A 22,034-nucleotide genomic window follows, 5' to 3' on the forward strand; every position below is an offset into this window, starting at 1 on the left:
AATGAGCATTGACATCCGCCACGTCAGCAAGTATTTCGGCGACTTCCGCGCGCTGAACGACGTCAGCCTTGAAGTGGCGTCGGGCGAGCTGGTGGCCTTGCTCGGCCCCTCGGGCTGTGGCAAAACCACGCTGCTGCGCATCATTGCCGGGCTGGAATCGAGTGACGCGGGCCACATCCTGTTCAGCGGTGCAGACACCACCGACGTGCACGTGCGCGAGCGGCAAGTGGGCTTTGTGTTCCAGCACTATGCGCTGTTTCGCCACATGACAGTGGCCGACAATGTGGCCTTTGGCCTGCGCGTCAAGCCGCGTCGGCTGCGTCCGCCAGAAGCGCAGATCAAAGCCAAAGTGCACGAGCTGCTCAGTCTGGTGCAGCTCGACTGGCTGGCCGATCGCTACCCATCACAGCTATCTGGCGGGCAACGCCAGCGCATTGCCCTGGCGCGCGCACTGGCGGTCGAGCCCAAGGTGCTGCTGCTCGATGAACCTTTTGGCGCCCTGGACGCCAAGGTGCGCAAAGAATTGCGCCGCTGGCTGCGCCGCCTGCACGACGAGCTGCACGTGACCAGCCTGTTCGTCACCCACGACCAGGAAGAGGCGCTGGAAGTGGCCGACCGCGTGGTGGTGATGAACCACGGCCAAATCGAGCAGGTGGGCACACCGCAAGACGTATGGGAACACCCGGCGACACCGTTTGTGTACGGCTTTTTAGGCGACGTGAACCTGCTGCGCGGGCGCGCCAGCGCAGGCCAGTTGCAGGTCGGCGCGTGGCAGATCGACGCACCTGAACACGGTGACGCACTGGACGCCGAAGCCATGGCCTTCGTGCGCCCCAGCGACTTGCTGGTCACGCCCTACACCGCTGGCGCGCCCGGCTTGGCTGCGCAGCTGGACCGCGCGCTGCTGGTCGGCCCACTGGCGCGGCTGGAACTGGTGCCCAACGACCAGCCCGATCAAATTCTGGATGCCCATCTGCCTGCCGACGAGTTCCGCCGCTCAGGTCTGCACGAAGGCGACACGGTGCTGGTATCGCCCCGCAAGGCGCGGGTGTTTTTGCAACCTGCCACCAATGAGCCGCTGGGCGATCCGGCAGCCATGATTTAAGCGGCAGCCACCCACGGTGTAGGCCCTGCGCCACGCTGCGCTTGATTGGCGGCGCGCAGCGCCTTTATACTCGCGCCCTTCATTGGCCCTGTTCAAGGGCCTTCATTCATTGCACGCAAAGGAGAACGCACATGTCCAAGACCTGTTCCTTTGCAGTCGTGCCCGCCTAAGCTCAAACTTAAGCTGACACGCTGCCGGAATATCTCGCCCAAGCCTTGACGGCTTGAGGTGCCGGTGGCCGTGTCATTCGCTGTCTTTTCACTGCGTTTTTCACCGCAGTGTTCACCGCGCTTTTGATCTGGGGATGCGACTGCCTTATCAGTCCTTACACATCCTCAATTTGTTTTTTTGATCAAAGGCCATCTCCATGGGCAATTCTGTTTTGGACACCCCCGTTCGGGTGTTCGCCAATCACCGCGTCTGGATGGAAGACGCGGCTGTTCAACAACTGCACACCACCGCACGCCTGCCTGGCATACGCGCCGCCGTCGGCCTGCCCGACTTACACCCTGGCCGGGGCTACCCGGTGGGTGCGGCGTTTTTTTCGGTCGGGCGTTTGTACCCGGCATTGGTTGGTGGCGACATCGGCTGCGGCATATCGCTGCTGGCCACCGGGCTGCATGCGCACAAGACATCCGCATCACGGCTTGAAAAAGCCCTCACCCCCATCGACGATCCGCTGCCTGAAAGCGCCATCGCCGATGCAACGCACCAAGCCTTGGGCGACATCGCCGCGCGCACGGGTCTGTTCAGCGCGGGCCAACTGGCCAGCGGCCTGGGCACCATTGGCGGCGGCAACCACTTTGCCGAAGTGCAAGTGGTCGATCAGGTGCACGAGCCAGGCGTGCTGGACGCCAAACGCGTCTACCTGATGGTGCACAGCGGCTCGCGCGGGCTGGGCGGGGCCATTTTGCGTGCGCACGTCGAGCGCTTCAATCACGACGGCTTGACTGCCGACACGGCTGAGGCGCAGCAGTATCTGGCGCAGCACGATGCGGCGCTGCGCTTTGCCGTGCTCAACCGCGCGCACATTGCCGAGCGGCTGGCGCGCGCTTTGCGCACCGAGTTGCAGGCCGTGCTCGACATCACGCACAACCATGTGCTGCCCCACGTCTGGCAAGGCCAAGCGGGCTATCTGCACCGCAAAGGGGCCACACCGGCCGACCATGGTCTGGTGGTGATTCCCGGCTCGCGCGGCGACTACAGCCACGTGCTGCGGCCCGTGCCGGAGCGGCACGAGGCGCTGGATTCGCTGGCACACGGTGCGGGCCGCAAATGGGCGCGCAGTGACTGCGTGGGGCGGCTCAAACCCCGCTTTTCGTTCACCGACTTGCTGCAAACCCGCTTTGGCAGCGCCGTCATCTGCGCCGACAAGGCACTGGTGTACGAAGAAGCGCCCCAAGCCTACAAAAACGTGGACGCTGTGGTTGCCACACTGATCGAAGCCGGTTTGGTACAGCCCGTGGCACGGCTCAAACCGCTGCTGACCTACAAGAAAGGAGCGCCCACATGCTGTTGATTCAAATCAGCGCCGCCCACGGGCCGCTGGAGTGCGAGCGCGCCGCGCACCTGACGCTGCAAACCTTGCTGCGCGAGGCGGCTGCCGCAGACATCGCGTTCGAGGTGCTGGAAAGCGTGGACACGGCAGCAGGCTGCAAATCAGCCCTGCTGCGCAGCGACAGCGCTGCCGCGCCGCACTGGGTGGCTCCCTGGCTGGGGTCGATACAGTGGGTTTTCAACAGCCCGTTCCGCCCCCAGCACAAGCGCAAGAACTGGTTTGTGGCGGTGCAGCGCTGCACCGCGCCACAAGCCCTTCCAGACAATGGCGAGATTCGCTTTCAGGCCTGCAAGGCATCCGGCGCGGGCGGCCAGCACGTCAACACCACCGATTCGGCCGTGCACGCCACGCACATGGCCAGTGGTTTGGCGGTCAAGGTCAGCACCAAGCGCAGCCAGCACGCCAACAAACGGCTGGCGCGCGAGCTGCTGGCCATCAAGCTGGCGCAGCTTCATGCCGACCAGTTGAGTGGTGCACGCCAAGCGCGCAGCCTGCAACACTGGCAGGTAGCGCGGGGTGATCCGGTGAAGGTGTTTCGGCGGTAGCTCTGCTCTGCCCCGCCCTACCACTTCTCAGACCCCGGCCCGGGCCTGTTTTTTGGCTTGCAGCGCTTGCAGCACTGCGGACGACACATACGGTGCCACATCGCCGCCCAGTTGCGAGATCTCGCGGACCAGCGTGCTGCTGACCGATTGCAGCGTGGCCGCGGGCGTGAGAAACACGGTTTCCACATTGGGGGCCAAGTGGCGGTTCATACCCGCCAATTGGGCTTCGTAATCGAAATCGGTCACGCCGCGCACGCCGCGCACCATCACTTTGCCGCCGCACGCCAGCACAAAGTCGCGCACCAAGCCGTCAAAAGGGGCCACGCTGACGTTGTCAAAACGCGCTGCGGTATCGCCCACCAGCGCCAGTCTTTCATCCAGCGTGAACATCGTCTTTTTATGGTGCGCCACAGCCACGGCAATGATCAGCTGGTCGAACAGGCCCGCCGCGCGGCGCACGATGTCTTCGTGCCCCAGGGTGATGGGGTCAAAGGTTCCAGGGTAAACGGCAATCACGCCTTGGCTCATGACGCGGGTCTCCTTTTGCAGGGCTGATGGGTCCGGGGCATTATGCCGACGGTCTTCAGTCGCGCCCCAAAGTCCGCCTGCCTCTCACACTGGCGTGCTGACTGCTATACGCTGCAACAAGTGAGCGTGCACGGCACCGGCTTTCAGGTGGCGATGCAGCGTCAAGCCCAGGGCATGCAGCGCCGCTTCGCTTGCGGGCGCAGGTGCCTCCAGATACACCCAACCGCCTGTGCGCACGGCGGCGGCGGCGGCGGCCAGCGCGGGCGCAAACAGTGCAGCGGCATCGAATGGTGGATCCAGCAGCGCCAGATCGACGCTGCCCACCGGCTGTGCCTGCAAGGCCGCCACGCCGTCACCCCGTTGCACGCGCACAGTGCTGGCCCCCAGGCGCTCCAGCAGATGGCGCAACTGGGCCGTCAGGGCGGCGTCTTGCTCGACCAGCAACACCTGCGCTGCGCCGCGCGAGGCCGCTTCCAGCCCCAACGCACCACTGCCCGCAAAGGCGTCCACACAGCGCCAGCCGCTCAGGTCTTGCCCCAGCCAGTTGAACAGGGTTTCGCGCACGCGGTCGGGCGTCGGGCGCAGGCTGGGCCTGTCGGCCACCGGTACGCGGGTACGCCGCCATTGACCGCCAATGATGCGCACTTCGCGCGGGGCTGGAGCACTGGGGCCACTGGAGCGGCGGGCAGGACGGCGGCTGGGCATGGCAGGTATTGTGGCGCTGATCGCCGCCCCTCGCCTGCCCAACGCAGATATACACTCGGCACCAGTTCATGACTTGCGTCAAGTACGCCCATACCCGAAGCGCCCTAATCTCCAGCTTGGGCCCAAAACGGTGGACAAACCCCACGCGGCTCACCTGCCACCCGCTTTTGGAGAACGACATGCCCCGCACCCCACCTGTTGCCACTGACGTTGCCGCTGGCCAGAACGCCATCCAGCAGCCGCTGAATCAGTTTTCTAATTGCCATGAAGGCATCTTGCGGCACCTGGACGGTTTTGGGGAGCTGCCTGCCCTGCTGGCCCCGGTGCAGCGCGCGCGCGCCATTGCCGAGGACATGGTGCGCTTTTTCCGCCAGGCGGTGTTCGAACACCATGCCGAGGAAGAGCGTGAGCTGTTTCCCGCCGTGCTCAAAAGCGCCCAACCGGGGGATGAAAAAACGCGCGTACAGCAGTTGATCGACCAGCTCACGCGCGAGCACCGCGACGTGGAAAAACAATGGGCGCTGCTGGAGCCTGCCTTGAAAAAACTGGCCAAGGGCCAGCCTGCCGAGCTGGACGGCGCGGCCATCGGCAAACTGGTGGCGCAGTACCAGGCGCATGCGCGGTTTGAAGAGGCCGAGTTTCTGCCGCTGTCACACGACATCCTGGATCGCAACAGCAACCACATGGCGGCGCTGGGCTTGTCGCTGCACATCCGGCATCTCAAGCCAACGGTGGGGCATGTGGTGAGAGGCTCCCCTTGAGGCGCTGATTCCCCCGTCAACGCCCGATGGGCTGTCCGCCCACCACCACCGTCACCATGCGCTCCGGTTGCAGCACGCGTGCAAACGCTTTTTGAATGTCGGCCGCGCTGACTTGGCCCACGCGCTCAGTCCAGTGTTCCAGATAGTCAAGCGGCAAGCCGTTCCAGGCGATGTTGGTCACGTTGCCCAGCAGTTTGCGGTTGGAGTCGAGCCGCAGCGCAAAGCCGCCGACAAGATTGTCTTTGGCCGCTTGCAGCTCTTTTTCGGTCGGGCCGTTTTCAACAAAATCGCGCACCACCTGGCGCGACACGGCCACCGCTTCGTCCGCCTGGTCAGGCCGGGTTTGCAGGCCCACGGTGAACGCCCCCGCATGCAGGCCGGGCGAAAAATAGCTGTAGACGCTGTAGCTCAAGCCGCGCTTTTCGCGCACCTGCTCGGTCAGGCGCGAGGTAAAACCGCCGCCGCCCAGAATGTGGTTGCCGACCAGCAGGGCAAAAAACTCAGGATCGTTGCGCTTGTAGCCGGGCTGGCCAATCAGCACGTGCGCCTGGGCTGAATCGAACGGCACGCGCTCGTCCAGCGGGCCTTGCAGCGGTGCCACTTCGGGCACAGCGGGTAAACGCGGGCAAGCCGCCCCGGCGGGTTGCTGCGGCAGCCGCGCCAGCAGCGCGGTGGCGATCTGGTCGGCCTGCGCCCGCGTCACCGCGCCCACCAGACTGACCTGCGCGCGGCACGGTACGATGGTGGCTGCGTAATGCGCCTTCATGTCGGCCACGCTGATGCGCGCCAGCGTTTCGGGCGTGGTCTCTGCGCCATAGGGGTGGCGCCCATACACCGCCTTGGCAAAGTCCAGCGCGGCCACCGTGCCGGGGCGGGTGCGCGCTTCCTTCAGCGCCGCACCGATGCGCTGACGCTCGCGCTGCCACACGTCTTCGGGCCAGGCCGCATCGCCCAGCTCGCGTGCGGCCAGCGCCACCGATTGGCGCAGCAAATCAGGCTCGGTCAAGGTGCGCAGGTTAAAGCTCGTGCGGTCGCTGTCTGCGCCGCCGCCAAAGCTGGCACCCAGATCGGCCCAGGCCTCGCCCAGCTGGTTTTCATCCAGCGCTGGTGCACCATCGCGTGCGGCCACGCCCTTGCCCGCCAGCAACGCCGTGACGTCTGCCAAACCCGCCTGGTCAGCCGGGTCACGCCGACTGCCGGCGTCAAAGCCGATCTGCACGTCCAGCATCGGGATGCTCGGGCTTTCGACCAGAAAAACCTGCGCGCCGCTGGGCTGGCTCCAGTGCTGGATGGGAATGGCGGCCTGCGCGGATGGCATGCCTAACAGGGCTACGGAGCTTATAAATAAAGCGCTAAAAGCTATATTTTTAATAGTCTTCATGATTCTTGGAGCGAATGACCAACGCCTGTACCTGTCAGATACACGGGCGCGGCTAAAGCCATTTGGTATTGCGATTGCGACAAGAAGGGCCAATGGTTCATGTCGCCATGCGCGGCGATGCCGCGCGCATACACGCGTCCAGCCATCCCCAACGTGAGCAAATTTCCGACCGTCAACAGCATCGACTGCACACGAGAAAGCACCGGCCATGGATAGGCCATGCCAGACTTGAGAAACACAACACACCGAGCGGCCATGTCCCGGTTCGCTTGCAACAGTCGGTTTTTCCCCATCAGCGGATACTCCGGAAAATCGGAGTACAGAAGCCAGAGAAAGTGGCGGTAGATTTCGTGGATGGCCGGGTCGACAGATGTCGGGATCGAATCATCAAAATCATAGTTTGTGACACGTCCACCAACGAGCCATCGGGTGGACTCTGCCAGCTTGGCCCGCGCTTGCAAATCAACAGTCATCTGGGGCCTCAATGCCGCATCCCCGCCGATGCCTGGCGCGGCTTGGCGTTGGGGTCGCGCGGCTGCGGCAGCAGGGTGGCTACGGTGAGCTGGTCGTCGCCGAAGTACTTGGCCGCCACGGCCTGCACCTGGGCTGGGGTGATCTGGCGCAGGCGCTCGATCAGGCGGTCATCGGCGTCCAGCGGCAGCCCCTGAATCCACAAGTGGCCCAGCTCTTGCGCCTGGCCCATCACGCTGTCACGTTTGTAGACCTGGCTGGCAACCCACTGTGTTTTGACGCGCCTCAACTCGGCCTCACCCACGCCTTCTTTGGCGATGCGCGCCACTTGCGCGCGCAGGGCGGCTTCGACTTGGGACGCGGTTTTACCCTCAGCGGGCACGCCGGACAGGCTGAACGTCTGCGGGCCGCGCCCCATCAGGCCATTGCTGGAACTGGCCGAGTCGGCCACGCGGTCAGGCCCTTGCGTGAGGGCACGTTCCAGCCGCGCGCCGCTGTAGCCGTCGAGCACAGCTGACAGCACGGTGAGCGCCAACGCATCGTCGTTGTCGGGCGATGGTTCAAGACTGCTGAGTTGAGGCACTTTAAAGTCCAGCGACACCAGCGCTTGTTCGGCCGGGGCTTTGACTTCAATGCGGCGCATGCCGGCCTGCGCAGGCTCGGGCTGCGGTTTGCGCGGCGGCAAGGCGCGGGGCTGAATACCACCGTAGTGCTGTTGCACCAATTGGAGGGCCGTTTGCGGATCGACATCGCCCACCACCACCACGGCGGCATTGGCCGGGGTGTACCAGCGGTGCAGAAAATCGCGCGCGTCCTGCGCCTTGAGCGCATCCAGATCGCCCATCCAGCCCACCACGGGCCGCCGATAGGGCGATGCCACGAAGGTGGCCGCGCGCTGCTGCTCGAACATCAACGCGTGCGGGTTGTCTTCAGTTCGCATGCGGCGCTCTTCCTTGACCACCTCCAGCTCTTTGGCAAATTCGTCATCGCTCCACTGGTTGTGGGCAAAGCGGTTGGCCTCCAGCGCCATCACATCACCCAGCTTGTCAGCAGGCACCTGCTGGTAATAGCCCGTGTAGTCGTAGCTGGTGAAGGCGTTTTCGCGCCCGCCCAGCGCAGCCACGCGGCGTGAAAATTCACCGGGTTTGAGCTTGTCAGTGCCCTTGAACATCATGTGCTCCAGCACATGGGCCACACCGCTGAGGCCGCTGACTTCGTCCATCGCCCCCACGCGCACCCACAGCATGTGCACTGCCGTGGGGGCGCGGTGGTCGGGCTTGACGATCACCGTCAGGCCGTTGGGCAGGGTGAACTGCTGCACGCCTTGCTGGATTTTTTGCTGCGCTTCGGCCTGGCCCGGCGAAAAGCCCGCGCGTGCAGCGGCAAGAGCATCGCCCGGTGCTGGTTGACTGGGAGTGGGCTGCGCCCAGCCGTCGGGCGTGACGGCCAGTGAGACGGCCAGCAGCGCCGCTGCGCCGAGCAGAGAAAGTCGATGGGTCAATGGAAAGTCAGGCATGAATGGCTACAGAGTTGCGCAGGGCCAAAATTGTTCCCTCGTCAAACCCAAGTGTGCCTGAGAAGTGCGTTCAAAAATAAACCAAATTGCTCACAATACGCTCACCATAGCGCCGCCAAAAGAGTATTCTTGCGCCCTTGCGTCAAAGCCCTGCCACACTGAAAGTTCACCATGCTTGACTATCTTTATGTGCTTCTCGAAGCCAATCGGATCGTGTTTTTTCTGGGAATGCTGTTGGTAGTGCTGCTGGCCAACGAGATCGGGCTGCGCATTGGCCGCCGCAGGCGGCAAGACATTGGCGATGGCGCGGACGAGGGGGCCACGCTGGTGGTGGGCAGCTTGCTGGGCTTGATGGCGTTTGTGCTGGCGCTCAACCTGTCGTCAGCCACCTCGCGCTACGAGCTGCGCATGCACGCCACCTTGGAAGAAGCCAACGCCATCGGCACCGCCTTGCTGCAAGCCGATGCTGCAGGCGGCGCACAGGCCGAAACGCTGGTGGCCGATCTCAAGCGCTACTTGGACGTGCGCTACCGCTATATCCGGCAACCGGGCTTGAGCAAGGAAATTGATGACCTGAACGACGAAACCGCCGCCTTGCAAAACAAGATCTGGATCGACGTCAAGCAACGTGTGACCGAAGCCCCCTCGCCCACCACCAATTCGCTGATGAACGCCGTCAACAACGCGTTTGATTCATCGACCACCATGCGCCAGGCGATGGAATTTCGCATGCCCGCACAAATCATCGCGCTGCTGCTGGGTCTGAGCATTTTGGGCACCGCCGCCGTGGGTTACCAATTTGGTTTGACCAAACGCAAAGGCCGCGCGCCGGGCATTGTGCTGGCCATTTTGTGGTGCGTGATCGTGACCGAAATCATCGACATCGGCGCGGCCCGCATCTGGTCATTCCGCACCGATGCGCGGGTGTATGAATGGTCGCTGGACAGCCTGGGCATGCCGCGGGCCACCGACGGACGTTGATCGGCATGATCGCCACAGCACCGCTGACGCACCACAATAACAGTGGCTGCACCACCTTTTTCCAGCCCATCGCTGAAAGACCCATGTCTCAAAATGCGATTGAGCTGCCCGTCAACAGCACGCTTTTGGTCGATCAACGGACATGTTGACCACGTCACGCTTTGTCACCCACCTTAAGTTCTATTAAACTTATAGCATCGTATAAGTGGTGCAAGTGCTTTTTCTGCCATGACATCTCGCGTCGTTTCTGTCGTTTTGATCGCGCTGCTAGCGATCATCCACGCCCAATTGTGGGCTGGGCGTGGCAGCTTGCCCGATGTGACAGCACTGGAGCGCAAACTGCAAGCGCAGCGCAGTGCCAATGCCCAGGCCAAGCTGGTTAATGACCAGTTGACATCTGAGGTCGAAGACCTCAAAGACGGCCTGGGACTGGTGGAAGAAAAAGCCCGATTGGAGCTGGGCATGGTCAGGCCGAACGAGATCTTTGTCCAGGTCACCCCAAGATAAGACGCAACACCTGGCAGCGCTCGCTGGTTGGGTCTGTTTCTGCGGCCCTTAGGCGACAAAACTGCCTGATCAGTAATCCATCTGCCAATCGACAGTGATGCGCCGCTGTTGCAGATCCACGCTGTCGACATAGGCATCCACAAACGGAATCAGACGCTCGCGCGGCTGATCGGCCTCTTGATAGCCAATCACCAGCACCTGTTGCGGGCCTGTGGCCATCAGATCAATCACTTGGCCCAAGGTTTGACCTTCGCGGTTAACCACATTCAGACCTATCAAATCGACCCAGTAATACTCATCCGCTTCGAGCGTTGGAAAGGATGAGCGGGGCACCAAGATGCGCGCACCTTTGAGTGCCTCAGCCGCGTCACGATCGCTGATGTCCTGAATCCCCGCCACCACGGTATCGGCATGCTCGCGGGCTTGGCTGATTTTTAAACGCACTGCACCTTCGAAGGCTGCATCAGCACTGCACTGAGTACCAATACGCTGAAAACCTCGTTCGGGGGGCAGCAAGAACCAGCGTTTGGATGAAAAAAGCGCCTCCGCAGAGGCGCTATAAGGCAAGACTTTGATCCAGCCTTTGATACCCCAAGCTCCCAGCACACGACCCACTTCCACTGCATCGGCGGGCAGATCGGCCGACTCCAGGCCCGGCAGCATGGGATGCGAAAGGGCTTCAGGCAGCAGCGGGCGCAGCCTTGGCCGCTTGCTTGACCAAGCGCACCACGGTGGGCGAAGGCTGAGCGCCCACGCCCAGCCAATGGGTCAGGCGGTCCTGGGCAATGCGCAGGCCCTCTTCACCTTCGACCGCGCTGGGGTTGTAAAAGCCAATGCGCTCAATAAAACGGCCATCGCGGCGCACGCGCTTGTCAGCGACGACAATGTTGAAAAACGGACGGGCCTTGGCACCGCCACGAGAAAGACGAATAACGACCATGTTTGTCTAAATCCTGGGTGGTATGTGGGTGCAGCACGCTGTTCCGGTTGGAACGGGCCAGTGCGCAGCGCCTGGTTTCTTTCAGTGCTGAGACACGCGACATGGCCACCCGGCCAGCGACACACCGAAAAGCCTATGATTATAGCTGGTAGCTTTTGTTACTGCCCCATGCGATTCACCGATGCATGCAACGCGCACCTCCAACCAATGCCCTTGCTCTGGTTTTCGCTCTGCACGCTACCTGTCCATGCGCGCCACGTGCTTGATTCATTCTGCCCACGACACAACGACTCTGACAAAGGCCCAATCATGAGCCGCATCAAAAACAAAACCCTGGCCACCTGGCTAACTTTCTTGGGCGGGCCGCTGGGCTTGCACCGCTTCTACCTTAAAGGCTTGGGCGATTTGCTGGGCTGGATATTGCCCATTCCTACAGCGCTTGGTCTGTACGGCATTGAGCGCGTGCAGCAACTGGGCCAGGACGACCGCTGGAGCTGGGTGCTCATTCCGCTACTGGGTTTTACCATCGCGGGCTGCGCATTAATGGCCATCATTTATGGCCTGATGACGCCTGAGAAGTGGAACGCTCGCTTCAACCCCGCGCTGGATCCTGCCGCCGCACCCGGCCAGACCCACTGGTTCACCGTCGTCGGAATCGCCGCCTCGCTGATGGTGGGCACGGCAGTGCTGATGGCTTCGCTGGCTTTCAGCTTTCAGCGCTACTTTGAATACCAGATTGAAGAGGCACGGAAGATATCGCAGTAACTTCCTGTGGCGCTGACACTGGTGGGTGTCACGCCATTGGCACTCAAAAATACAGCTATTTGAACAGCGACAGACTGAGCCAGTAAGCCAGTGCGGCAACAAAAGCGCTGGCCGGAATAGTCAGCACCCAGGCCCAGACGATGTTGCCCGCCACGCCCCAACGCACGGCACTGGCGCGCTGGGTGGAGCCGACGCCGACGATGGCACCGGTGATGGTGTGGGTGGTGGACACCGGAATGCCCAGCGCAGTGGCCAAAAATAACGTCAGCGCGCCACCCGTTTCCGCGCAAAACCCGCCCACGGGTTTGAGCTTGGTGATCTTCTGCCCCATGGTCTTGACAATGCGCCAGCCGCCAAACATGGTGCCCAGGCCGATTGCCAGATAGCACGAGACGATGGTCCAGGTGGGCGGTGCCGTATCGCCCGCTGCCGAATAGCCGGTAGCGATCAGCAGCATCCAGATAATGCCAATGGTTTTTTGCGCGTCGTTGCCACCGTGGCCCAGGCTGTAGGCCCCAGCCGACACCAGTTGCAGGCGGCGAAACCATTTATCAACCTGGCTGGGCCGGGCGCGGCGGCATATCCAGGCCACCACCACCATCATCAGCGATCCGAACAAAAAACCCAGCAGAGGAGACACAAAGATGAAGGCCACTGTTTTGATGATGCCCCCAGCCACCAGCACGCTGGCACCTGATTTGGCCATCACCGACCCGACGATGCCACCAATCAGTGCGTGCGATGAGCTGGATGGAATGCCGTAATACCAGGTCACCAGGTTCCAGGTAATGGCACCCAGCAGGGCACCGAACACCACGTGCGTGTCCACCACGCCGGGCTGCACAATCCCCTTGCCTACCGTGGCAGCCACACTGAGATGGAAAATAAAAATGGCAACCACATTGAAGAATGCAGCGAACATCACTGCCTGGGTCGGGCGCAGCACGCCGGTCGACACCACGGTGGCAATCGAGTTGGCGGCGTCGTGAAAGCCGTTCATGAAGTCGAACGCCAGCGCCAGCACCACCAGCATCACCACCACCCACAGGGCTGCTTGTACGGTTTCCATGCCGAGGCCCGGTCAGGAATTCTCGAGGACGATGCCTTCGATCTGGTTGGCCACGTCTTCACACTTGTCGGTGATGGTCTCCAGCAGCTCGTAAATGGCCTTGAGCTTGATCACCTCACGCACGTCCGGCTCTTCACGAAACAGCTTGCTCAGCGCACTGCGCATCACACGGTCAGCATCAGATTCAAGCTGGTCAATCTCTTCGCAAGTCTTCAATGCCGCCTCCGCCGTGGGCTGCTCGGCAATCTTGCCCAGCAGGCGCACCGCCGCCTGCACGCGCTGGCAGCACTTCACCGACAAATCGGTCAACCGCATGATTTCGTCCGTCATGTGGTGGATGTCGTACAGCGCCATCGTCTCGGCCGAGTCCTGCAACAAGTCAGCCACGTCGTCCATCAGATTGATCAGGCCGTGAATCTGCTCGCGGTCGATCGGTGTGATGAAGGTGGTGTGGATCAGGCGGTTAACCTCGTGCGTCACGCGGTCGGCGGCGCGCTCGGCGTTGTCCACGTCCTGGTTGTATTTGGCGCGCAGGTGCACGTCGCTGTAATTGAGCACCAGTTGCTGGAATGCCAGCGCGGCTTCCACGGTGCGGTCGGCGTGCTGGTTGAACAGCTCAAAAAAATTGCCCTCTTTGGGCAACAGCTTGCTGAACAGCATGGAAAAAGCGCTCCTGTTCTTTGAAATGGCTGCGTCAAACCCACCAAGGTTAGACGACGATTCGGTGACAGTCATTCAAGTGTAACCACCCGCCACACCGCCTCTTGGCAAAACGTTGCGCATCGGCCACTGCACGACACCCAAAATCGCCCCGCAATCGCCCGGTACAAACCACGCACCTCCTTTGAAGATATAAAAAAATGAGCATCAAAGGATTGATACACGAGCATTACCAACCAATTTGTCGCAAATCAATGAATTGATAAATCAGGACAATCGCTCAATACGCTGATCAGCCACGGCATCCAGCATCGCGGGCGTGACCAGACTTGGGGCCACCTCGACCAGCGGGCGCAGCACAAAGGCGCGACCCGCCATGCGCGGGTGCGGCACGCTCAGCGATGGGCTGCCGATGCGGCCATCGCCATAGCGCAACAAATCCAGATCCAGCGTGCGCGGCGCGTTGGGATACGGGCGCTGGCGCCCCGCCCCGACTTCCAGCCGCTGCAAGGCGGCCAGCAGATCGGGGGCCGTCAGCCGCGTGCGCAGCGCCACCACGGCGTTGATGAAATCAGGGCCATCCGCATCCACCGGCGCACTGCGCCACAGGCCAGAGCGCGCCATCAAGATCGAATCTGAAAGCTGCGCCAATTGGTCGATAGCGGCACGCACAGCGGCTGCCGCATCGCCCAGGTTGGCACCCAGGCCCACGTAAGCCATGACGGGCGCGCGCGTGACAGGCATGGCGACAAAAAAGAAATGGATCGAACAGGCGTTCTATTCGCCACCACCTGCGGGGGGCGCTGTAGAGGCATCTCCACCACTGCTGCCATCGACACCATCTGAAGCGCCACCTGAAGCACCGTTTGAATTGCCGCCAGAGTCATCATCAGAGCCACCGCTTGAAGGCTTGCGCCGCCGCCGACGGCGTTTTTTGGCAGGCGATGGGCTGTCCGCGCCTTCGCTCGTCAGCGCCTCAGGCGTCGCAGGCCATGCGGCATCAGCAGGCGTGGCATCGGTTGCAGCCGCCCTGGGCGCACGATGCACACGCGGGGTCTGTTTTTTGCTGCGCTGCTGCTCAGCGCGCAATTCATCGACCATGCTTTCGCGCGCGCCATCGTCGGCCAGACTGAACTCTTGCCACCAGTCGGCCAGCTCTTCGCTTACCTCGCCCACGTCAGCGCGCAGACGCAAAAAATCAAAGCCGGCGCGAAAGCGGGTTTGTCCGGCCAGGCTGAAGGGCGCGTTGCCGCTGCGTTTTTCAAAGCGCGGCTGCATCATCCAGATTTCGCGCATGTCGGCACCCAGCTTGCCGCGGCCCGACACGTCGCCCACGCGAGCGTCGAACACTTCGTCGACCGCGTCTTGCAAGGCCGGAAACGGATGCGCCTTGCGCGCCAGCCGCTGCTGCCAGCCGGCCAGCACGTCTTGCCACAGCACGCAGGCCAGCAAAAAAGACGGTGCCACCGGCTTGCCCTCGCCCACACGGCGGTCGGTGTCTTGCAGCGCAGATTGGATGAAAGGATGGTCCGCCCGCTCGACCACCACATCCAGCAGCGGGTAAATGCCCTGCGCCAGGCCCAGCTTGCGCAACTGCGCCACGCTGGCCAGCGCGTGGCCGGTTTGCAGCAGCTTGAGCATTTCGTCGAACAGGCGGCTTTGCGGCACCTCGGCCAGCAGCGCCTTGGCTTCGACCAGGGGTTTGGCCGTTTTAGGCTCCAGCTTGAAGCCCAGCGCCGACAGCTTGGCCCCAAAGCGCACCGCGCGGATGATACGCACCGGATCTTCGCGGTAGCGCGTGGGCGCATCGCCAATCATGCGCAGCAGCTTTTTTTGCGCATCAGCAATGCCGCCGTGATAGTCGACCACGATGCGCGTTTCGGGGTCGTAGTACATGGCGTTGACCGTAAAGTCGCGCCGCGCAGCGTCTTCGTCCTGCGGCCCCCAGACGTTGTCGCGCAGCACACGGCCCGATGCGTCCACGGCGTGCTGCTGACCGGCCAACTGGTGTTTGGCGGTGCGTTCGTTACCCCTGACCTGAGTAGCCGCGGCTGAATCCAGATAGGCACGGAAGGTGGACACCTCGATCACCTCGTGCTCACGCCCACGCCCAAACACCACATGCACGATGCGAAAGCGCCGTCCGATGATGAAAGCGCGACGAAACAGCCCTTTGACCTGTTCGGGCGTGGCGTTGGTGGCGACGTCAAAGTCCTTGGGTTTGAGTCCCAGCAGCAGATCGCGCACCGCACCACCGACGATGTAAGCCTCAAAACCCGCCTCTTGCAGCGTGCGCACCACGTTCAACGCGCGTTCGTCCACCAGCGCGGGGTTGATGCCGTGGCCGTCGGGGCCAACTTCCACCCGTTTGCCAAAGCGCTTGCGCGCGCCGCTGCGGCCGGTGGTTTTATCGATCAGTTTGTCGATGAATTTGTCGATCTGTCGCTTGATCATCAGTTGGCCTTGAAAAGTTCCAGAACCGGCCAGCCGCGCTGCACGGCGGTGGCACGCAGCCGCTCGTCCGGGTTGGTGGCCACGGGATGCTGGGCTTTTTCCAGCAGGGGCAAGTCGTTGAGCGAATCGGAATAAAAAGTGATGTCTACGTCCGCCCAATCCAGGCCACGGCCTTTCAGCCACTGGCCCACGCGGGTAACTTTGCCTTCACGAAACGAGGGCGTGCCCGCAATCTCGCCGGTGATCCAGCCGCCATCGCCGCGCGCCAGATTGACGGCGATCAGCTCGTCGATGCCGAAGCTGGCGGCAATCGGCCGGGTGACGAATTCGTTGGTGGCGGTGACGACAATCAACTGATCGCCCGCCTGCCGGTGGCGATCAACCAGCGCGCGCGCTTGCGGCGTGATGGCCGGGCCAATCACTTCGCGCATGAAGCGCGCATGCGCCTGGGCCGCCGCGCCTGGGCCACGCTGACGCACCGGCCCGGTGGTAAAGCGGATGTAGTCATGGATATCCAGCGTGCCCGCCTGGTATTGCGCATAAAACGCGTCGTTGCGGCGTTTGAACTCGCCCGCATCGGTCCAGCCAATGCGGGTGGTGAACTCGCCCCAGGCGTGGTCTGAATCCAGCGGGATCAGCGTGTGGTCAAGGTCGAAAAGAGCCAGTTTTTTCATCATCAAATCAAGCCGTAGCGCCCAATGGTATTGCACAGGCAGCTATTCATTTTCCAGCATGGACTTGATCAGCGGAATGGTGATGGCGCGCTGGGTTTGCAGCGCGTAGCGATCCAGCTTGTCCAGCAGTTGCATCAGGCTGCCTAAATCACGCGAAAAACGCCCCAGCACGAAACCCATGACTTCATCGGACAAGAACACCCCGCGCGCATCGGCCGACTGGCGCAGCACGGCGCGCATATCGCCTTCGGCCAGCGGGTGCAGCTCAAACACATGGCCCCAGCCCAGGCGGGTGCGCAAGTCGTCGCGCACCGGCAAGTCGGCAGGCGGCAGACGACCCGCCGCCAGCACGGCCCGGGGCTTGCCGTGCAGCGGCGATACGGCATTGACAAACCAGTTGAAGGCCATGTGCTGGTGTTCAGGCCCGTAGCGGTGCACGTCATCCAGCAGCACGGCGTCCCAGCGTTCGTCGAATGGTGTGCGTAACGGGGTGTCGGTATCCAGCCAGCCGACCACACGGCCCTGGCTTTGCAGCGCCTGGCGCGCGGCGCGCAGCAAATGGGTTTTGCCGGTGCCTTCTGGCCCCCACACATAGCTGGGCACGGGCGAGCGCGTGGCGCTTTCGGCCCACAGCCGCACGTGTTGCACTGCTTCGGCGTTGCGGCCCGCCAAAAAGCCCGCCAAGGTAGGCTCAGGCGTCAAACCGATATCAAGCGCGATTTGCTTCATCAGGCAATGGGGTGGGTGCGATCCAGATGCAAAAAACAGGTGCTGACAACAGCCGTTGGGCCAGCAACGTCAGGCGTGCACGCTACAAAATATGAAATGGCGCTGCGCCTAGAATCAAGGGTTTGATTTTAAGCGGTGCAGGCAGGCACTGATGCCCCTGTCCGTTACCTTGGCGTTCCATCCATCCGATTCGTGCCCACTACTGACCCACCCATGACCTCCGCAGCCGCCCCTTCCCCCTTGAGCTACAAAGACGCTGGCGTCGACATTGACGCGGGCGACGCGCTGGTCGAACGCATCAAGCCGCTGGCCAAAAAAACCTTGCGCGAAGGCGTGATGGCGGGCATTGGCGGCTTTGGCGCGCTGTTCGAGGTACCCAAACGCTACAAAGAACCGGTGCTGGTCAGCGGCACCGACGGTGTGGGCACCAAGCTCAAGCTGGCGTTTGAGTGGAACATGCACAGCACGGTGGGCATCGACCTGGTGGCCATGAGCGTCAATGATGTGCTGGTGCAGGGTGCCGAGCCGCTGTTCTTTCTGGACTACTTTGCCTGCGGCAAGCTGGATGTGGACACCGCCGCTGCCGTGGTGGGCGGCATTGCCAAGGGTTGCGAGCTGGCCGGTTGCGCGCTGATCGGCGGCGAAACGGCCGAGATGCCTGGCATGTACCCAGCGGGCGAATACGACCTGGCAGGCTTTGCCGTGGGCGCGGTTGAAAAATCCAACATCCTCACCGGCCAAAGCGTGGCCGAGGGCGACGTGGTGCTGGGTCTGGCCTCCAGCGGCGTGCACAGCAACGGCTTCAGTCTGGTGCGCAAATGCATCGAGCGTACCGAACATGCTGGCAACGCACTGCCCGCCACGCTGGACGGGCAGCCGTTGCGGCAGGCGGTGATGGCCCCCACGCGCATTTACGTCAAAAACGTGCTGGCCGCGCTGGCCGCCCACCCGGCCAACCAAGGCGGCATCAAGGCACTGGCCCACATCACCGGCGGGGGGCTGCTGGAGAACATTCCCCGCGTGCTACCCGATCATCTGGGCGCGCACCTGACCAAAGGCAGTTGGCCGCAAAGCGAGCTGTTCGGCTGGTTACAGCACACGGCGGGCATTGACGACGTGGAGATGAACCGCACGTTCAACAACGGCATCGGCATGGTGCTGGTGGTCAGCCCCAGCGCCGCCGACGCCTGCGCCACCCACCTGCGCGCTGCGGGCGAGCAGGTGCATGTGATTGGCCGCATCGGCCCGCGCGGCAACGCCGCGCCGGTGGTGGTGGCCTGAAAAAGCGTGCGCAAATCAGTCCGTGCCGCCCGGGGCCAGCCGCCCCTGCCGCACCACACCTTCCCGGCGGCCCCGCTGCATCGCCAGCAGTACATTGCCATGTGGGTCAGCTACGTGCTGGTGGCCTGCGCGCTGGTGCTCATCATGTTCCAGGGGCTGTTGCCAGGGCTGCTGTGCGTGTACGTGGGCTTTTTGTCCACCCGCTGGCTCAGTCCGCATCTGGGGCAACTTGCGCGCACTGAAGACGGCCAAGCCCCCAAACTGTCGGCCGCGCTGGTGGCACTGCTGCCGCTGTTGCTGGTGGCCATTGCCTTGCCGCGCACGCGCGGGCTGGTGCTGGACGCACCCAATCAGTACCGCGAGCTGCTGGCTTTCATGGCCCGCACCGTGCTGGAGCTGCGCGACAAGCTGCCGCCCGACATGACCAGCCAGTTGCCCGACGGCGCGCAAGAGGTGCAGCGCATCATCGCCGCCTATCTGGCCAGCAAGGCGGGCGCGCTGGCCCTGACGGGGCGCGCCTGGCTCACCGGCCTGCTGCTGGCCTACGTGGGCCTGCTGATCGGCGCGCTGGCCGCCGTGCGCCCCGTTGCAGGCACGCTCAAACCGCTGACCGAAGCGCTGCACCAGCGCATCACCCGCTTTGGCGAAACCTTTCGCCAGATTGTGGTGGCGCAGTTCTGGATTGCGCTGCTCAATACCTGCCTGACCGCCTTCTTTTTACTGGTGGTGCTGCCGCTGTGGGACGCGCGCCTGCCCTACACCATGATGCTGGTGCTGCTGACCTTTGTGGCCGGGCTGATCCCCATCGTCGGCAACCTGATCTGCAACGGCGTGCTGACGCTGGTGGGCCTGTCGGTGTCGCCTGCGGTGGCACTGGCCTGCCTGGTGTTTCTGGTGGCCATTCACAAGGCCGAATACTTCATCAACGCCAAGGTCATCGGCCACCGCACGCACATGGGCGTGTGGGAGTTGCTGGCAGTGATGTTCACCTTTGAAGCCATCTTCGGCCCCGCCGGGCTGGTGGCTGCACCGCTGTTTTACGCCTACACCAAGAAAGAATTACAGATCACGGGCTGGGTGTAGAAAGCGTGCACGAGGGTTGTGCTGCCGCCTGCACTGGGCGCATCCATCGCTCACACCATTGATCGACCCACTGCGCCAGCGCCTGCCCCACTGTGGCCGACGCACTGGCAGACAACGCCAAGCCCAGCACGCCCGCAGCCTGCGTCAAGGCCCGCAGCGGGTCAGACAAATTCACCGCCTGCGCCCCGTTCTGCTTGCTGAGTTTCTGGCCGTCAGCAGCCAGCACCAGCGGGGTATGCAGGTAACTGGGTGTGGGCAGATCCAACGCACTTTGCAGCAAGATTTGGCGCGGCGTGTTGTCGGCCAGGTCTTGGCCGCGCACCACATGGGTGATGCCCTGCTCGGCATCGTCCACCACCACCGCCAATTGGTACGCCCACAAGCCATCGGCGCGCAGCAGCACAAAATCGCCCACCGTTTGCTCGACGTTTTGACGCTGCTGGCCCAAGCGCCGGTCATTCCAGCGAATGTCTTCAGCTACTCTATCCATAGCCGTATATGCCCTTGCTGATTGCGCCAGAGCATAATTTGACTCAAAAAATCCGGTATGTATCCGCCAGGCACGCGCAGCTCGGCCATGCAGACCACCGCGCTCGGAGCGGCAGGTGCCAGGGTAAGGCAGTTCCACCCCGCGCGTGCGCACCAGGCCCTGCGTGCGCTGAGCGGCTTCAATGTCTTTGCGCGAACAGGCGCAGGGGTAGGCCCGGCCCGCCTCGATCAAACGATCCAGCGCCCGGCGGTAGTGGGCGTGGCGCTGCGACTGCCACAGCGGCGGCGCATCGGGCACCAGATGACAGGCGTGCAATTGCTGCAAGATCAGCGCATCGGCACCGGGCACGCAACGCGGTGTATCGACATCTTCAATGCGCACCAGCCAGCGCCCGCCGTGAGCGCGCGCGTCCAGCCAACTGGCCAGCGCCGCCACCAGCGAGCCGGCATGCAACGGCCCAGTAGGCGATGGGGCAAAGCGGCCAACGTACATGACTGGCAACCACCTGGATAGCAACAACCGCGCCCACGAACGCGCTGCGCTCAGCGCCCCACCACGCGCAAAGCCAGCTCCAGACCGGAGACAAAGGCGTCTTCCACCCGGTGGCCCAGGCACCAGTCGCCACATGCACCCAGGCCTTGGTCGTGTTGCCACAAACAGGGCTGGCCCAGCGGTGTGATGGTCTGCGCTGCTGGCCACAGCACTGCTTGCGCCCAGCCTGGCGCGGCGCGGATGCCAGTCACCTCGGCAAAGGCTTTGAGCAGTTTGGCCGTCACGCGCGCCGCATCGTCACCAGCGTGCTCGCGCGACCACACGGGGTTGGCCTGCACCGTCCAGCGCTCAATAGCCCCCCGCCCTGGCTTCGACGATTCGCGCGCCAGCCAGGCAATGCGGTGGTGCGTACTGCGCGCCGCGTTCCACTGCGGCCCCAGCGTATACAGCCCCGGCTGCGCGGCTTGCGGAAAGGCCAACATCAGCGTCCAGCACGGAGCGACTTGTACAGCGCGCATCGCATCGGCCAGTGCTGGCGCACCAGCATGGGCCAGCAACTGGCGCGCGGTTGCCGCAGGTACGGCCAACAGCGTGGCATCAAATCCGGCATGCACAGGGTGATCATCGCCCTCGCCTTGTGTCAGCAGTTGCCAGCGGCCGGATTGCAACGCATCAGGCGCAATCGCACGCACCTGCGTGCTCAGATGCACATGACCTTGATCAATCATTGGCGCAGCCCAGTGACGGAGCAGCGCGTTCATGTCCGGCGCGGGTACCCAGTGCGATTCGCGTGCAGGCAAAGCCGTTTCAACCACGCGCCCGTGCTCGTCCAGCACGCGCACGGCATTGGCGCTCCAGCGGCGTGCCAGACCCGGCGCAGTTTGTGTCAGCGCCTGCTCAAAACGCGCATCGCGCACGGTGAAGTACTGCGCGCCACTGTCAAAACTGCCAAAAGGCGAATCGCACACCGCCATGCGGCCACCCACCTGACTGGCCGTCTCAAACACCGTCACCCGCCAGCCCGCTTGCATCAGCGTGCGTGCACAGGCGATGCCTGCCATGCCCGCGCCTACTACCGCCGCATGCGGCGCAGGGTTTGCTGTATTTGAAATGGCACGCGAATGCGCAAAAGATGGGCGGTGGCGGGTGTTCATGGGCGCACTCTACACGCCTTCAAGCCCCACTTTCTCAGAGCGTGTTCAAAGTCTCAGCGTGAGGAGTGCGGGATGCGGATCGGGATGGGCTGCAAGGCGCAAACCGCAGCGATACCTGGCGGTATCGCGAGGATTTGCAACGCAGCAGACCGCCCGGGGCCGCGCCCACACACCCGCGCAGAGAC

At 63.0% G+C, this 22,034-nt stretch carries 25 protein-coding genes; 10 read left to right on the forward strand and 15 right to left on the reverse strand.

The window, feature by feature from the left end:
* Position 1 precedes the first annotated feature (1 nt).
* The 3 genes from ACK5NW_RS02610 (at position 2) to prfH (ending at position 3,208) form a co-directional block, all read left to right on the forward strand.
* Positions 2-1,105, forward strand: a complete 1,104-nt coding sequence (locus ACK5NW_RS02610) for a sulfate/molybdate ABC transporter ATP-binding protein (RefSeq protein WP_416924768.1) — start codon at positions 2-4, stop codon at positions 1,103-1,105.
* 367 nt (positions 1,106-1,472) lie between these two features.
* Positions 1,473-2,624 (forward strand): RNA ligase RtcB family protein, encoded by a 1,152-nt coding sequence (locus ACK5NW_RS02615; RefSeq protein ID WP_416924770.1) that lies wholly within the window; start codon positions 1,473-1,475, stop codon positions 2,622-2,624.
* A complete protein-coding gene (prfH, locus tag ACK5NW_RS02620) occupies positions 2,615-3,208 on the forward strand; it encodes a peptide chain release factor H (protein ID WP_416924772.1) in 594 nt (197 codons plus the stop codon). Before ACK5NW_RS02615 ends, prfH begins: the two co-directional genes overlap by 10 nt.
* 27 nt (positions 3,209-3,235) lie before the next feature.
* On the opposite strand, the gene coaD is transcribed toward prfH, so the two are convergent.
* Positions 3,236-3,736 (reverse strand): pantetheine-phosphate adenylyltransferase, encoded by a 501-nt coding sequence (coaD, locus tag ACK5NW_RS02625; RefSeq protein WP_416924774.1) that lies wholly within the window; start codon positions 3,734-3,736, stop codon positions 3,236-3,238.
* An 84-nt stretch (positions 3,737-3,820) separates the two neighbouring features.
* On the reverse strand, positions 3,821-4,441 hold the full coding sequence (rsmD, locus tag ACK5NW_RS02630; RefSeq protein ID WP_416924776.1) for a 16S rRNA (guanine(966)-N(2))-methyltransferase RsmD: 621 nt from the start codon (positions 4,439-4,441) through the stop codon (positions 3,821-3,823).
* Between the two features lie 179 nt (positions 4,442-4,620).
* On the opposite strand from rsmD, the gene ACK5NW_RS02635 reads away from it, so the two are divergent.
* Positions 4,621-5,202: a hemerythrin domain-containing protein gene (locus ACK5NW_RS02635; RefSeq protein WP_416924778.1), complete on the forward strand. Its 582-nt coding sequence runs from the start codon at positions 4,621-4,623 to the stop codon at positions 5,200-5,202.
* Between the two features lie 16 nt (positions 5,203-5,218).
* On the opposite strand, the gene ACK5NW_RS02640 is transcribed toward ACK5NW_RS02635, so the two are convergent.
* The 3 genes from ACK5NW_RS02640 to ACK5NW_RS02650 are packed head-to-tail and all read right to left on the reverse strand — an operon-like array spanning position 5,219 to position 8,570.
* Complete coding sequence (locus tag ACK5NW_RS02640; protein WP_416924780.1) at positions 5,219-6,583, reverse strand: M16 family metallopeptidase; 1,365 nt, start codon at positions 6,581-6,583, stop codon at positions 5,219-5,221.
* Positions 6,580-7,056, reverse strand: a complete 477-nt coding sequence (locus tag ACK5NW_RS02645) for a hypothetical protein (RefSeq protein WP_416924782.1) — start codon at positions 7,054-7,056, stop codon at positions 6,580-6,582. The genes ACK5NW_RS02640 and ACK5NW_RS02645 overlap by 4 nt, the downstream gene beginning before the upstream one ends.
* 8 nt (positions 7,057-7,064) lie before the next feature.
* Complete coding sequence (locus tag ACK5NW_RS02650; RefSeq protein WP_416924784.1) at positions 7,065-8,570, reverse strand: M16 family metallopeptidase; 1,506 nt, start codon at positions 8,568-8,570, stop codon at positions 7,065-7,067.
* Between the two features lie 171 nt (positions 8,571-8,741).
* Here ACK5NW_RS02650 and ACK5NW_RS02655 point away from each other — a divergent pair, with 171 nt between their 5' ends.
* From ACK5NW_RS02655 to ACK5NW_RS02665, 3 genes are all read left to right on the forward strand, one after another.
* Entirely contained in the window at positions 8,742-9,551 is an 810-nt protein-coding gene (locus ACK5NW_RS02655) for a hypothetical protein (protein ID WP_416924786.1), read from the forward strand.
* Between the two features lie 5 nt (positions 9,552-9,556).
* Complete coding sequence (locus ACK5NW_RS02660) at positions 9,557-9,700, forward strand: hypothetical protein (RefSeq protein WP_416924788.1); 144 nt, start codon at positions 9,557-9,559, stop codon at positions 9,698-9,700.
* Positions 9,701-9,779: 79 nt separating this feature from the next.
* The gene (locus ACK5NW_RS02665) at positions 9,780-10,058 is read left to right on the forward strand and encodes a septum formation initiator family protein (protein WP_416924790.1); all 279 of its coding nucleotides are present in this window, start codon (positions 9,780-9,782) and stop codon (positions 10,056-10,058) included.
* A gap of 69 nt (positions 10,059-10,127) precedes the next feature.
* Here ACK5NW_RS02665 and rimM read toward each other — a convergent pair whose 3' ends face one another.
* Together rimM and rpsP are read right to left on the reverse strand one after the other, a co-directional pair.
* Positions 10,128-10,721: a ribosome maturation factor RimM gene (gene rimM / locus ACK5NW_RS02670; protein WP_416924792.1), complete on the reverse strand. Its 594-nt coding sequence runs from the start codon at positions 10,719-10,721 to the stop codon at positions 10,128-10,130.
* Positions 10,722-10,737: 16 nt separating this feature from the next.
* The gene (gene rpsP / locus ACK5NW_RS02675; RefSeq protein ID WP_416924794.1) at positions 10,738-10,998 is read right to left on the reverse strand and encodes a 30S ribosomal protein S16; all 261 of its coding nucleotides are present in this window, start codon (positions 10,996-10,998) and stop codon (positions 10,738-10,740) included.
* Positions 10,999-11,316: 318 nt separating this feature from the next.
* On the opposite strand from rpsP, the gene ACK5NW_RS02680 reads away from it, so the two are divergent.
* Entirely contained in the window at positions 11,317-11,763 is a 447-nt protein-coding gene (locus ACK5NW_RS02680; RefSeq protein WP_416924814.1) for a hypothetical protein, read from the forward strand.
* Between the two features lie 55 nt (positions 11,764-11,818).
* Here the strand turns inward: ACK5NW_RS02680 and ACK5NW_RS02685 are convergent, their stop codons facing one another.
* From ACK5NW_RS02685 to hda, 6 genes are all read right to left on the reverse strand, one after another.
* Positions 11,819-12,832, reverse strand: a complete 1,014-nt coding sequence (locus tag ACK5NW_RS02685) for an anion permease (protein WP_416924796.1) — start codon at positions 12,830-12,832, stop codon at positions 11,819-11,821.
* A gap of 12 nt (positions 12,833-12,844) precedes the next feature.
* Positions 12,845-13,492: a DUF47 domain-containing protein gene (locus ACK5NW_RS02690; protein WP_416924798.1), complete on the reverse strand. Its 648-nt coding sequence runs from the start codon at positions 13,490-13,492 to the stop codon at positions 12,845-12,847.
* Positions 13,493-13,759: 267 nt separating this feature from the next.
* Positions 13,760-14,236: a 2-amino-4-hydroxy-6-hydroxymethyldihydropteridine diphosphokinase gene (gene folK / locus ACK5NW_RS02695; protein WP_416924800.1), complete on the reverse strand. Its 477-nt coding sequence runs from the start codon at positions 14,234-14,236 to the stop codon at positions 13,760-13,762.
* Positions 14,237-14,269: 33 nt separating this feature from the next.
* Positions 14,270-15,946 carry a polynucleotide adenylyltransferase PcnB gene (gene pcnB / locus ACK5NW_RS02700; RefSeq protein WP_416924802.1) on the reverse strand — a complete coding sequence of 559 codons (1,677 nt, stop codon included), beginning with the start codon at positions 15,944-15,946 and terminating at the stop codon, positions 14,270-14,272.
* The gene (locus ACK5NW_RS02705) at positions 15,946-16,623 is read right to left on the reverse strand and encodes an HAD family hydrolase (RefSeq protein WP_416924804.1); all 678 of its coding nucleotides are present in this window, start codon (positions 16,621-16,623) and stop codon (positions 15,946-15,948) included. The genes pcnB and ACK5NW_RS02705 overlap by 1 nt, the downstream gene beginning before the upstream one ends.
* A 39-nt stretch (positions 16,624-16,662) precedes the next feature.
* Positions 16,663-17,349 (reverse strand): DnaA regulatory inactivator Hda, encoded by a 687-nt coding sequence (gene hda / locus ACK5NW_RS02710; RefSeq protein ID WP_416924806.1) that lies wholly within the window; start codon positions 17,347-17,349, stop codon positions 16,663-16,665.
* 213 nt (positions 17,350-17,562) lie between these two features.
* Here hda and purM point away from each other — a divergent pair, with 213 nt between their 5' ends.
* Positions 17,563-18,630, forward strand: a complete 1,068-nt coding sequence (gene purM, locus ACK5NW_RS02715; protein ID WP_416924808.1) for a phosphoribosylformylglycinamidine cyclo-ligase — start codon at positions 17,563-17,565, stop codon at positions 18,628-18,630.
* Between the two features lie 99 nt (positions 18,631-18,729).
* Entirely contained in the window at positions 18,730-19,713 is a 984-nt protein-coding gene (locus ACK5NW_RS02720; protein ID WP_416924816.1) for an AI-2E family transporter, read from the forward strand.
* Here the strand turns inward: ACK5NW_RS02720 and gluQRS are convergent.
* Together gluQRS and ACK5NW_RS02730 are read right to left on the reverse strand one after the other, a co-directional pair.
* Positions 19,697-20,695, reverse strand: a complete 999-nt coding sequence (gluQRS, locus tag ACK5NW_RS02725; RefSeq protein ID WP_416924810.1) for a tRNA glutamyl-Q(34) synthetase GluQRS — start codon at positions 20,693-20,695, stop codon at positions 19,697-19,699. The genes ACK5NW_RS02720 and gluQRS overlap by 17 nt on opposite strands.
* A gap of 50 nt (positions 20,696-20,745) precedes the next feature.
* Complete coding sequence (locus tag ACK5NW_RS02730) at positions 20,746-21,849, reverse strand: NAD(P)/FAD-dependent oxidoreductase (protein WP_416924812.1); 1,104 nt, start codon at positions 21,847-21,849, stop codon at positions 20,746-20,748.
* Positions 21,850-22,034 lie beyond the last annotated feature (185 nt).

This window comes from Ottowia sp. (assembly GCF_047975795.1).
In the GTDB taxonomy this organism is placed as follows: Bacteria; Pseudomonadota; Gammaproteobacteria; order Burkholderiales; family Burkholderiaceae_C; genus Ottowia.